The sequence below is a fragment of the Acinetobacter sp. 742879 genome, from assembly GCF_000588535.1.
Taxonomy (GTDB): Bacteria; Pseudomonadota; Gammaproteobacteria; order Pseudomonadales; family Moraxellaceae; genus Acinetobacter; species Acinetobacter pittii.
Map to the genome: position 1 here is coordinate 89,433 of NZ_JFYC01000007.1, position 12,193 is coordinate 101,625.

Annotated in this window: 13 protein-coding genes; 6 read left to right on the top strand and 7 right to left on the bottom strand. The window is 37.5% G+C overall.

Annotation, left to right across the window (positions count from 1 at the left end; genetic code table 11):
- Nucleotides 1-258: 258 nt before the first annotated feature.
- Both J690_RS14635 and J690_RS14640 read left to right on the top strand, forming a co-directional pair.
- Entirely contained in the window at nucleotides 259-1,668 is a 1,410-nt protein-coding gene (locus J690_RS14635; RefSeq protein ID WP_002116692.1) for an FAD-binding oxidoreductase, read from the top strand.
- Between the two features lie 94 nt (nucleotides 1,669-1,762).
- Nucleotides 1,763-2,131: a hypothetical protein gene (locus J690_RS14640; protein WP_017400479.1), complete on the top strand. Its 369-nt coding sequence runs from the start codon at nucleotides 1,763-1,765 to the stop codon at nucleotides 2,129-2,131.
- A 44-nt stretch (nucleotides 2,132-2,175) separates the two neighbouring features.
- On the opposite strand, the gene J690_RS14645 is transcribed toward J690_RS14640, so the two are convergent.
- On the bottom strand, nucleotides 2,176-2,490 hold the full coding sequence (locus J690_RS14645; RefSeq protein WP_032036645.1) for a putative quinol monooxygenase: 315 nt from the start codon (nucleotides 2,488-2,490) through the stop codon (nucleotides 2,176-2,178).
- Between the two features lie 13 nt (nucleotides 2,491-2,503).
- On the bottom strand, nucleotides 2,504-3,091 hold the full coding sequence (locus tag J690_RS14650; protein ID WP_014207799.1) for an NAD(P)H-dependent oxidoreductase: 588 nt from the start codon (nucleotides 3,089-3,091) through the stop codon (nucleotides 2,504-2,506).
- Nucleotides 3,092-3,328: 237 nt separating this feature from the next.
- Between J690_RS14650 and J690_RS14655 the strand changes: the two genes are divergently transcribed.
- On the top strand, nucleotides 3,329-3,697 hold the full coding sequence (locus J690_RS14655; RefSeq protein WP_014207798.1) for a hypothetical protein: 369 nt from the start codon (nucleotides 3,329-3,331) through the stop codon (nucleotides 3,695-3,697).
- A gap of 368 nt (nucleotides 3,698-4,065) precedes the next feature.
- Nucleotides 4,066-5,295: a chloramphenicol efflux MFS transporter CraA gene (craA, locus tag J690_RS14660; protein WP_032036647.1), complete on the top strand. Its 1,230-nt coding sequence runs from the start codon at nucleotides 4,066-4,068 to the stop codon at nucleotides 5,293-5,295.
- 41 nt (nucleotides 5,296-5,336) lie between these two features.
- Here the strand turns inward: craA and yccS are convergent, their stop codons facing one another.
- The 4 genes from yccS to J690_RS14680 all read right to left on the bottom strand — a co-directional run bounded on the left by yccS (nucleotide 5,337) and on the right by J690_RS14680 (nucleotide 10,273).
- Complete coding sequence (gene yccS / locus J690_RS14665) at nucleotides 5,337-7,487, bottom strand: YccS family putative transporter (protein ID WP_032036649.1); 2,151 nt, start codon at nucleotides 7,485-7,487, stop codon at nucleotides 5,337-5,339.
- Nucleotides 7,488-7,690: 203 nt separating this feature from the next.
- Nucleotides 7,691-8,260, bottom strand: coding sequence for a superoxide dismutase family protein (sodC, locus tag J690_RS14670; RefSeq protein ID WP_075383285.1), 570 nt, complete (start codon nucleotides 8,258-8,260; stop codon nucleotides 7,691-7,693).
- A gap of 125 nt (nucleotides 8,261-8,385) precedes the next feature.
- Entirely contained in the window at nucleotides 8,386-9,504 is a 1,119-nt protein-coding gene (locus J690_RS14675) for an AI-2E family transporter (RefSeq protein ID WP_005067168.1), read from the bottom strand.
- Between the two features lie 124 nt (nucleotides 9,505-9,628).
- A complete protein-coding gene (locus J690_RS14680; protein ID WP_032036650.1) occupies nucleotides 9,629-10,273 on the bottom strand; it encodes a ParA family protein in 645 nt (214 codons plus the stop codon).
- A 158-nt stretch (nucleotides 10,274-10,431) separates the two neighbouring features.
- Here J690_RS14680 and J690_RS14685 point away from each other — a divergent pair, with 158 nt between their 5' ends.
- Nucleotides 10,432-10,899 (top strand): Holliday junction resolvase-like protein, encoded by a 468-nt coding sequence (locus tag J690_RS14685; RefSeq protein ID WP_002116954.1) that lies wholly within the window; start codon nucleotides 10,432-10,434, stop codon nucleotides 10,897-10,899.
- 139 nt (nucleotides 10,900-11,038) lie between these two features.
- Nucleotides 11,039-11,602, top strand: a complete 564-nt coding sequence (locus tag J690_RS14690; RefSeq protein ID WP_032036652.1) for a hypothetical protein — start codon at nucleotides 11,039-11,041, stop codon at nucleotides 11,600-11,602.
- 53 nt (nucleotides 11,603-11,655) lie between these two features.
- On the opposite strand, the gene J690_RS14695 is transcribed toward J690_RS14690, so the two are convergent.
- On the bottom strand, nucleotides 11,656-12,186 hold the full coding sequence (locus J690_RS14695; protein ID WP_078219767.1) for a hypothetical protein: 531 nt from the start codon (nucleotides 12,184-12,186) through the stop codon (nucleotides 11,656-11,658).
- Nucleotides 12,187-12,193 lie beyond the last annotated feature (7 nt).

A 12,193-nucleotide genomic window follows, 5' to 3' on the forward strand; every position in this document is an offset into this window, starting at 1 on the left:
TTATGGCTTTTTCCGCATTTTTAAAAATGCTTTGTATGGGGGGAAATGTGATTTTTTTCTGAAAGCCCCATAGAAAGCATTTATTTACGTTAAACATGTTTTGTAGTGACAGTATCTCTATTCTGAACTTTATCGCTTGCGCGGATACATGTAGAATATAGGAGTTCCTTGAACATTATGGCTTTGCTCAGGTGAGAACCTTGAGAATTATGAGGTCATAGTCCCACCACAGTTTACTTCTTGCTAGGTCTGCAAACGATGAATGCTCCAGTCGCTTTAACACCTGAGTTACTCACCCAATTAACAGCAATCGTCGGTGAAAACCGTATTAAAACTGATGCTGATAGTCTCGAAAACTGGGGTAAAGATCATACCAAGCATTTTAATCCGAACCCATCGGTCATCGTTTTTCCGTCAACGACTGAACAAGTTCAGGCAGTTGTAAAGCTTGCGAACCAGTTTAATGTTGCGATTACACCGTCAGGTGGTCGTACTGGTCTCTCTGCTGGTGCGGTAGCAACCAATGGTGAAATTGTCATTAGCATGGACAAAATGAACCAAATTCTTGAGTTCTTCCCGGCAGACCGTATGGTGCGTGTTCAAGCTGGTGTTGTGACTGAGCAATTGCAAAATTATGCAGAAGAACAAGGCATGTATTATCCGGTGGACTTTGCGTCAGCGGGTTCTAGTCAGATTGGCGGTAATATTGGTACCAATGCTGGTGGTATTAAAGTTATTAAATATGGCATGACACGTAACTGGGTACTTGGTTTAACTGTAGTGACTGGTAAAGGTGACATCCTGCGTTTAAACAAAGGCATGGTTAAAAATGCAACTGGTTATGCATTACAGCATTTGTTTATTGGCGGTGAAGGCACATTAGGTTTAGTGACCGAAGCAGAAATTAAACTTGAGCGTCAACCACAAAACTTACAAGTTTTAGTTTTAGGTGTTCCAGATTTTGATGCAGTAATGCCTGTGTTACATGCTTTCCAAAAAGACATCGACTTAACTGCATTTGAGTTCTTTGGTGAACTTGCAATGCAAAAAGTTTTAGATCATGGACATGTACAACGCCCATTTGAAACTCAATGCCCGTTCTATGTATTACTTGAGTTTGAAGCTCCATATGAGCCGATTCTCGATAAAGCAATGGAAATTTTCGAGCATTGTATGGAGCAGGGTTGGGTACTTGATGGCGTAATGAGCCAGAGCCTTGACCAAGTAGAAAGCTTATGGCGTTTACGCGAAGATATCTCTGAATCAATCGCGCCATTTATTCCATACAAAAACGATATTTCAGTATTAATTACTCACGTACCTGCATTTATTCGTGAAATTGATGCGATTGTTCAAGAAAACTATCCAGACTTTGAAATTTGTTGGTTCGGTCATATCGGTGACGGTAACTTGCACTTAAATATTTTAAAACCTGAAAACTTAACCAAAGATGAGTTCTTTGCGAAGTGTCAGGTGGTAAATAAATATGTGTTTGATACCGTTAAAAAATACGACGGTTCAATCTCTGCTGAACACGGTGTCGGTATGACGAAAAAGCCATATTTGGAATATTCACGTTCGCCTGAAGAAATTGAATATATGAAAGCTTTGAAAAAAGTATTTGACCCGAATGGTTTGATGAACCCAGGAAAATTATTCGATCTTTAATTTAGATCTATTTTGTAGGGCTACATAGTTTCTACAGAGTAACCGACAAAGCCATAGCATCATAAAGCTATGGCTTTTGTTTTTGGTGATAAGAATGCAACGTTTATTTTTAATTTCAGCGCTTTGTGCTGGACTTTTCACTGGGTGTGCGACGACCAGTAAATTAATTCCTTTTGTGGGTTCTGAAACCCCGATGCAACAAGTACTTAAAGCCCAGCCTGAGATTGTAAAAGAGCACAATAATACCTCAGTTCAGCAAGTATTTAACCGAGTAGAATCTCCAACAGTTTCCCGTATTACCGTTATCCAAACAGGTTTAATGGATGATTCTGTTTCTGCAATCCGAACAGAATATTCATTTAAGCTGGTTGATGAAAAGTGGCAATTGCAAAATAAGCAAAAGAGCTACCAATGTGCGAGAGGGAAAGGCTCTAGAGGTTTCCAAACACAACTTTGCTCTTAAAAATAAAAAAGACGATAAATATATCGTCTTTTTTATAGTCTAAATTATACGCTGCTTTCTAAAATTTTAATTTTGACGTCAACTACATCATCTTTAACGGCTGCATGATGCGCTTGCATATGAGGCGTCGCTAAATGCGCTTCAAGATGAGCAACACTTTGCCATTTTTCTAGCATGACAATCGTATCAGGCTCTTGGGTTTGGAAGCTCGCATTTGATTTGTGATCAACTAGAGGTTCATAACCATGACAACCATCTTCTGCTAAAACAGTTGGAATGATTTTTTGAAAGGCATCCAATACGTTCTGGCGATGCTGTCCACCCGATTTAGTACGAATTTCCGCAATAATGGTTAGCATGGATTTCTCCTTATTAGGCTGCTGCAAATACAGTATTTAAGTGTGCTTTATATTCTTCAACATAACTATCAACGTCAGGCATTTTAATCACGTCATTTACAATAAATGTCGGAAGGGTGCTCATGCCTAAGAACTGATTGGCTTTATGAAATGGTAAATAAACGCCATCTACACCTACGCCGTGGAAGAATTGATCTGCATCTTCAAATGCTTCCATTGGAGCATTCCAAGTCAATGACAGCATATATTTTTTGTCATGAATTAAACCACCTGAACCATATTTTTTTGAGGCATCAGAACGGCTACGGCCATCACTTGCATAAAGTGAACCATGACCAGTGGTAAAGACATCATCAATGTATTTTTTGACTGTCCAAGGTGCGCCCATCCACCAGCCTGGCATTTGATAGATAACAACATCTGCCCATAAGTATTTTTCAACTTCACTTTCAGCATCATAATTGCTGTCTGCACGGGTCACTTGGACTTCATGGCCGAGTTCCGTGAGATGTGTGGTTGCTAGGGTGGTTAATGTGTCATTTAATTCACCGTTTGAGTGGGCAAATTGTTTAGCACCATTAATCACTAAAATCTTACTCATGGAGGTTGCTCTCATTAAATTCCTGTATTTGACGCATACTCTATGAGATTTACTGTTGTAGAAAAATGCATGAATAGGAAAAATATTGTTGATAAAAAATCAATAATTATTGTTGGATTTCTATTTAAAACTAATCTATCTCATTAATATCAATAAATTTATAACTATTTACAAAGCTCAAAAGGAAAAAGTGGCCTATTATCTTTAGCATTAATTTTGAGTAAATAGAGGGGAAGAGTGATGAAAAAGAATGGTTTGTTGATTATTTTCAGCTTAAGCATATTAACAGCTTGTGCTCCCCCTCAAAATTCTTCTGCTCAACTTGCTGATAGTCCTATACAGGCTGTATTACTCGATCAACCAGATCTTTTAAATGATGCAAGCAATTTAGATATTTCACAGCAAATGAATGCTTCGGATGATCCTTCCAATGCTCAAGTTACTATTTTGCAAACAGAGCCTAGTCCAGATGCGGTGTCGAAAACACGTACTGAATATTTATTAAAACGAGATCAGCAAATCTGGAAAATTGTGAATAAAAAGCAAAGCTATCAATGTACAAAAGGAGAGGAAACTACAGATTTTCAAGTTAATCCTTGCCCATGATGCTTAATTTTTTATCGAATATGTGGATAACTTTGAGTTTGTGCACAACCATAATTTGCATGCCTTTTTGTGCAAAAAACTGAAATTTATGCTTCTTGAAATTGCATGATTGCTGATCAATTTAAAAAGTGCTATTGTTGCGCTCGGCAATTGTGCCAATTGGTAAAAATTACCGAATCTCACGTCATATATTTTTTCTCGTTTTAGACACCTTGTGAATACGGTGTTTCACACTCTAAACATGCACTCTCACGGCATATAACAACTTAACTAAAGATTGATTGACCATACATGTCATCGTCATGACTACATCTTATTTTATAGGTAGTCGTACAGACATATGGCTGCTATTTTGAAGTGTACAACTCATGAAAAATATTCAAACGACAACGTTGAACCGTACAACGTTGATGTTTCCTTTGGCCTTAGTGCTATTTGAATTTGCGGTTTATATTGGTAATGACTTGATTCAGCCAGCCATGTTGGCAATTACTGAAGACTTTGGTGTAAGTGCAACTTGGGCACCGTCTTCGATGTCATTTTATTTATTAGGTGGCGCATCTGTTGCATGGTTACTTGGTCCTTTGTCGGACCGTCTCGGACGTAAAAAAGTACTATTAGCTGGAGTTTTATTCTTTGCTCTATGCTGTTTATTAATTTTACTTACGACGCAAATCGAGCAGTTTCTAGCATTAAGATTTTTGCAGGGAATTGGCTTAACCGTAATTTCAGCAGTTGGATATGCGGCTATTCAAGAAAGCTTTGCTGAACGTGATGCGATTAAAGTCATGGCCCTCATGGCAAATATCTCATTACTTGCACCCTTGCTAGGACCTGTACTTGGCGCTTTCTTAATTGATTATGTGTCATGGCACTGGGGCTTTGTCGCCATCGCAGTATTGGCATTACTCAGTTGGATCGGGTTGAAAAAACAGATGCCAAGCCAGCAAGTCAGTGTAACCAAGCAACCTTTTAGTTATCTTTTTGATGATTTTAAAAAGGTGTTTACCAACCGCCGTTTTTTAGGTTTAAGTATCGCATTACCTTTAGTGGGTATGCCTTTAATGCTGTGGATTGCTTTATCTCCAATCATTTTAGTAGATGAATTAAAGCTCACCAGTGTGCAATACGGCTTAGCTCAATTCCCCGTATTTTTGGGTTTGATTGTAGGTAACATTGTCTTAATCAAAATTATTGATCGTTTGCCTTTGGGTAAAACCGTCATGATGGGTTTGCCGATTATGCTGATTGGGACACTCATTTTAATATTAGGTGTGGTGTGGCAAACCTATCTCATACCTTGTTTGCTTACAGGGATGACGCTCATCTGTTTTGGTGAGGGAATTAGCTTTTCAGTCTTATATCGCTTTGCACTCATGTCATCTGAGGTCTCAAAAGGAACTGTTGCAGCGGCAGTTTCGATGTTACTGATGATGAGCTTCTTTGCAATGATTGAACTTGTACGTTATCTCTATACACAATTTCATTTATGGGCTTTTGCATTGTCTGCCTTTACCTTTATTGCTCTTTGGTTTAGCCAACCGCGAAGTGCTTTGAAGCAGGAAATGCAAGAAAGACTGCAACAAGGTAACAATTAAATAAAAAAATACCGAAAGTGATATTCCGGTATTTTTTTATTCTACTTAATCTCTTGTTCTAAAAGTTTGTCTTTAAGTGTTAATAATTCTGGCAAGGTTTCTAGCAATAAACTGATTTGTTTTAACACGAGTGTGTAATTCTCTGAAAAGTGCTCATGAGTAGTTAGGCTTTGAATTTGCGCTAAAGTCTGCTCAAGGAAATTGAAATCAATATAAGCCGGATCAAATAAGCTCTGTTTAAGAATTTGCTGACAATCCAGTAAGAGTTGTAATACTTGTTGATCATCAATTTTTTGTCGTTGACTTCCTAACGCTGCCACGTAACTTAGTTGGCTGTGGCTATAAACCAGATAACGAAAAGCATAATGGATGAGTTGAGGGTTCGGGTTCGGTTCAGCACTTAGGCTCGAAATCATGTTGGATAGCTCAATCTGAGCGTTATGCGCAGCACGACGAATTCGGCGGTACTCTATATCCTGATTTTTGCCATATTGATATTGCTCAACAATCACATTGAAATAATCTAAGGTTGCTTTGCTGCTTTTATTAATATTATTGGGGATGTTTCGAAAGTTCCAGTCGGGCCAAATAAAGTTTACGGCGAGCCATGCAATAAAGCAGCCTAATAAGGTATCTATCAGTCGAGGTAAAATAATGCTGTAGCCAGCGCCTTTTAAGTTGAAAATTAATAGCACCATAAGGGTAGCCATGAGCGTAGCCAAAGCATATTTCTTTTGACGTAAGTAAAAAAAACAGACTCCACAAATAATTGTAATGATGAGCTGGCCTTCAATACTCGGTACAAAATATAAAATTGGTATTCCTAATAAAACACCGAGTAGGGTACCAATCGTTCTTAATTTAAGACGGCTTTTAGTCGCAAAATAAGTAATCTGACAGACAAACAAACTGGTCAGTAAAATCCAGTAGCCATGCTGTGCAAACGGTAATAATGAAATTGCGTAACCTGCGGCAAAAACCACAGCAATCCGTATAGCATGCCTAAACAGCGCTGACTGTGGCGTAAGTTGTTGCCGAATTTTTAAGATAAGATCTGAAAATCCTTGAATATCGTCATCAAGTAAATTTAAGTGTTCTTGTCTTGTTTGAGTGCTATTTTCAGGAACAGGTTGGGCATATTGCAGTTGTTCAAACTGTTCATGCATTCCTTTTAAATTATCAAAAATAAGCTTTAAATTTTTAACTTCAAAATTTTGTGGATGTTGTTGTATCCAATCTTTTAAAGAACTTTCCAAATGTCCTAGTACTTTCTGACTTTCTTGCGAAGGCTGATATGGTTGGTTATATAAAATACATTGAGCTAAGTCTTGGCATGCTTGTGCTTGTAGACGCAGGTTTTTTTGGAAACGGAAAATAAGATCACTACGGCTAAAATTCTGTTGAATATGTTCGTAATGTAAATAATTTGAAGTGGCTTGCTCGTGAATATCTCGTGCGAAAAAATATAGGTTTAGCCAATAGATACTTTTATTACTGACTCTGGAAGCTTTCAATCGAGTAAGTAGGGAGCTGCGTATTTGATTGAGGCTTTGGGCAACTTGCGTATTTTGTAGAGATAATTCATATAAAAGCTGTTCAACATTCTCTTTATTGTCAGGATCAAACAAACGAGCTTTTGCTTGTAGTAGAACAGAAATTTCTTTAAAAATTTGTGAGAGCTTATCTTGTAAGGGAAGTGTCGGTTTAATAATAAAAAATAAAATAGAAGTTAAACCGTACCACAGAGCACCATAAACAAAATAAGTAGGTTGTTGATACCAATGTGCGTATTCGCCTAAACCGAACATACTATAAATAGAGAGCAGAATCGTGCCAAAAGAAATCGTGGCATAACGTTGCCCTAAGGCGCCTAGTAATATGAAAAAAGCGCTTGAGATAGAGAGATATAAAATAAAGAAAATTTTGTAAGGAGCTAAAAAGCCGAGAATGCTACTGACTGTAAAAAAGAGCAGGCAGACATAAACCAAGTTGCGTAATCGAATACTTAAGCGATCATCAAAGTCTGTTAATGCTGCTGCAATTGCCCCTAAGGTTACGGGAACAATAAGCTGATTATAGCCCAGCCAAAGCAAACCTAAAGTTGTGCCAGTGAGTACAATCAGAATTTGCAGGCAATAAATTAAAATAGAGTTTGTCTTAAAGCTATTAAATATTTGGGTCAGATAATTCACGGCTTTTGTTCTAAATTAGAGAATACGTGAGAAAGCAGTATGTAACTTTAAATTTTTATTACTTCAAAAATATTATTCTTTTTATCTACAAAAGTCAGTCATTTTTTAAGATTTTATTAGACTTAAACTAAGTTGTAACGATCAATAAATTAACAAAATTGTGGATATCTTTTTAGATACCCACAATTTGAAAAATACATAAATTATTTAATCACGCCACACGCAATTCGTGCTCCGCCACCGCCAAGAGGTTGAGGTGAGTCTGAATAATTGTCCCCACCCGCATGGATCATAATCGCTCGACCCTGAATATCAGCAAGTTTTAATCGAGGTGCGATTACGGCAGTTGTTGCAACACCTGTATTATCGACAACTAAAACAGGTAGATCGCCTAAATGGCCAGTGGTTGGAGTACCATGATGAGGGGCTTGGTTCGGGTTATAGTGGCTACCAGCAGCTAAAGCAGCGCCAGGTTTTCCATCTTTTACAGCAGGTGCACAAGAAGCGTTTTCATGAATATGGAAACCACGAGTACCACTTGGTAAGTCAGCAAGAGCAGGGGTAATAATTAAACCTTTGTCGCTATCTTGAAAGCTAATCGTACCTATTTTTTTGCCAATACCGTTAGCTGTCACTTCATTTACATCGACCACTTTTTTTGTATGCATTGAGGTTAATGCTTGGGCTGTGTCTGATACAGTTTTAGTTACCGAACTACAGCCAACGGTAAAAAGGGCTGTAAGCGCACAAACTGCGCCAATTTTATTAAACATCTGCATGATTGGATGTCCTTATAAATATATATGATTGTTTGATTCAAACAAACACAGGTCTGACCTACAAGTTAATTTAAATAGTTAATTTGTATCTAGAAACATTTTTAAATTAAATCTCTATGTCACTCTTTGTCATTGGAGGATTCACTCTCAGAATCATAAATCATGGTCGTTTTTGGCATAGGTTCAGGCTCAATCGTCTCATGTAACCATTCACGCCAAATTGCCAATAAAATAGCCAGAATTACAGGACCAATAAATAATCCAACCAAGCCAAAACTCGCAATACCGCCTAATACGCCAAACATAATTAATAAGAATGGAATTTTGGTGGCACCAGAAATGACGAGTGGTCTAATCACATTATCCGAGCTACTAACAATCAGCACACCCCAAACCACAACACCAATTGCTTCCATGGTTTGTCCCTGAGAGAACAACCATAAGCCAACGCCTAAATAAGAAATTGGAGTACCAAATGGAATTAAAGCCAATAAGAAAGTAACAATCGTGAGTACCATAGGGTTTGGTACACCTGCTACGAAGTAACTTAATCCAGCTAAAACGGCTTGAGCAATTGCAGTTAAACCGACACCATAGACTACTGCACGAGTTGTTTCAGAAATTGTATCGAGATAATGATGAATACGAGGGCCAATGACCATTTCTAAAGCTTTACTCACTTGAGATAAAATCATTTGACCATCACGATAGAAGAAAAATAGGCTAAATACTGCAAAGCCAAGTTTGACAATATTTTTACTAATTTCACCAAGCAGCACACGGCCATAACTTAAATGGCTTTGTACCCAAGCTGCGATATTTTGAATCGTACTATTAGGATCGTTATTTAATTCATTGAGTGTACGAGAAATCTCTTTTCCTACAAAAGGAAGGTCACGAATAAAATCTGGAACGCTTAAATGACCCGAAAAAACCTGACGTTGTAAATCAAAATATAAGTTACGTCCCTCATGCTGCAAAATAAAAACCGCGCATGTAAAGGGGATGCCAACTACCAAAATGACCAGACTAATCATTAGGGTTGCGTTTAAAGTATTACGTGATTCTCCAAAAAAGCGCTGAATTCTTAAATAAATAGGCCAAGTCATATATGCAATGATGGCAGCCCAAAGTACAGGAACAATAAAATATTTCAGGATATTAAATCCTAAAAAAATCAAAATAAAAAACAGCCCAAACAATAAAACGCGCTGTAAATTAGGAGCGTATGGATGCACGAACAATATTTCTCTAATTTTCTACATAGAATAAAGTCATATTAACTGAAAAATAACCTGAGGCAAATTTTAAGGCCGTAATGTAAAGAACCTTATACATCCAGTTTCAAAGGCTAAAATTCCTTTAAAACCACTCAGCTTTATCTTCAATTAACTTGTTTAGAACAGGTTGCCATTGATTTTGGATACTAATAAAGTTTTTTTGCGGTTTATCAAAAATGCTTAAACCTTGCATTGCTAAGCTGCCATACGCAGTGCGTTCAGCAATCCATGCAACAGGTTCCTGTTCAATTTTTTCAAAGAACTGCTGGATATCTTTTGAGCTGGCACTGTTTGGTTTTACACGGTTAGCAAGTAGCAAAATCTGTACTTTGCCTTTGCGAATACGTTTAATATCTTGTAAATGCTTCAAAAATCGACGAGTACTGTCTATGTCAAAAAATGAAGGCTGAAGCGGAGTAATAATGGCATGAGCTTCACTAATAAGTTGTTCAGCATGCTCACCTGACAGAGCACCAGGCGCATCAATAATTAAATAATCCAAATTTTTGGGTGCATCACCAATTGATTTCTCATGACGCCAGTCTAGGCTTTGAATCGTTGCAACGCTATCAGGGCGCTGTTTTAACCATTGTAAAGCCGATTTTTGATTGTCCGAATCTGCTAATGCTACTTTATATCCTTTTTGTGCCAATGCTGTTGCCAACGTAATGGCCGTCATGGTTTTTCCGCATCCGCCCTTTTGATTTGCAATAAGTATCGTTTTCATAAATCCAATTATTTTCAGCAGCACATTTGTTTATGTTTTATACCTTAGCATCTTTTTATGTGAAGGAGATGACCACATTTGACAAAAGTTTAAGCTGTTTCGTTATTTTAGATATGATTAGATCTGTAATCTTAATTCGTGCTTTTTAAGGAAAATTTATGTCTGTATGGCTTGCCATGCTTATTGGTGCTGGAATTGGCATCATTATCACTACTCTTATTTTATCAAATACACGTAATGGACGAATTAAGGCTGAATATGAGCAATATATTGCTGAACTTGAACTAGAGCATCAACAAGCGCTTACTCAAGCACAAAAGAGAAGTGTAAATACAAGTCGTGCGGTGTTGAAAGGAAAAATGGCAGAACAATTTGCTCCAGTTTTACCTGAATTTCAGTATTTACCAAGTGATGCAAAATTCATGGGCGATCCGGTGGACTATATTATTTTTGATGGATATACCGATTTTCGCGATGGTGATGGTACGGCAGAAGACATCAATATTATTTTGCTCGATGTAAAAAGTGGTGGAGCTAGACTTACAAAGGGTCAACAGGCAATTGCACAAGCTGTTCAACAAGGCAAGGTTCGTTTTGAAACGTTGAGAATAGATTTTGAAGATTAACAAGCTGTTTAATTCAGCACAAAAATAGACGAAATTGATCTGTATTGTTACTAAATTTCGATATTTTTTTCATCGCTTAAAGCTATTATAAATTGAAGATCTATTCACTTTGATCGAGCAATATTTGAGGTGTAACACGATGAAAAAACAACGTTTGATGATGGGCTTACTCGCCGTGATTGGCATGAGTTCAACATTTGCATCGACCTCAAGTGAATATAATATTGCCAATGGTTTGAGCCCGATAGAAAAAGATCAATCTATTTCTGTATTACAACCTTTTCAAGGCAATTTCAGAATCTTGGGTTCAAAAGTTTATCAAAATGATGAACAAGCTAAATTTTCTCCTATTGACTATGCCGTAAGTTGGGGATTGTTTGCTCAGCCTGAAATCGCACGTCATATTTCAGTGAAACAATATGACCGTTATTTAAACTGGAAAATTCCTAAATTACCTGTTCCAGCAGAGCAAGCAATGCAAATGGTGTCTAACATGCACATCATTCCTGCAAACCCTGAGATTGCTCAGCAGATTAAACAGGTTAAACGTGGTGATTTAGTTTATCTAAAAGGTGACCTTGTCGAGATTAAGGACAAAAATTTGGTCTGGAAATCTTCACTTACGCCGACTGATACTGGTGATGGTGCATGTGAGTTATTCCGCGTTCAGGCAATTCATTGGGTTGAAAAGCAAAATATATAATTTAAAAAAAAGCCTTCATAAGTTTGAAGGCTTTTTTATAACCACTACATTGCTTATTTCTGTTGCGATGCTTTCCAATATTTTAATTGATTTTGTGCTTGTAAATAGTCGGCAAGATCATTGATCTGTTCATCTTTATTGGCTTGCTTATCACTCAAGTGTTTTTCTTGGTTTTCCCAATATTGATAGAGTAGTCCCTGAATGTAACGGCCCTGCTCAGTTTTTAAATCTAAATCTTTTAACATGGTTAGAGCAGAGCGCACATTATCGAGAGTACGCTGTTGCTCAAACTCTGTAGTGAGGGTTCCAGCTTCATGCATTTTTGCTAATTCACTTTCCATCTCGTCACTCATTTCTGTAAAGCGACGGTCATAATCCTCTAACAGCGCAATATCGTGCGCATCATCAGCAGTGGCAGGGAAGGTCTTAACAGGCCTTTCATTCAGTTTTTCTAAAACCTGATCGGTAGATGAGGTGCTAGAAGGTTGCTCCGTCTTAGCAGGCTCATCCGCTTTTTTACAAGCAGTCAGAAATAGGCTAGAGCAAAGCAAAGACATTAATATGATTTGAGGTGTTTTCTTCATAACTTTC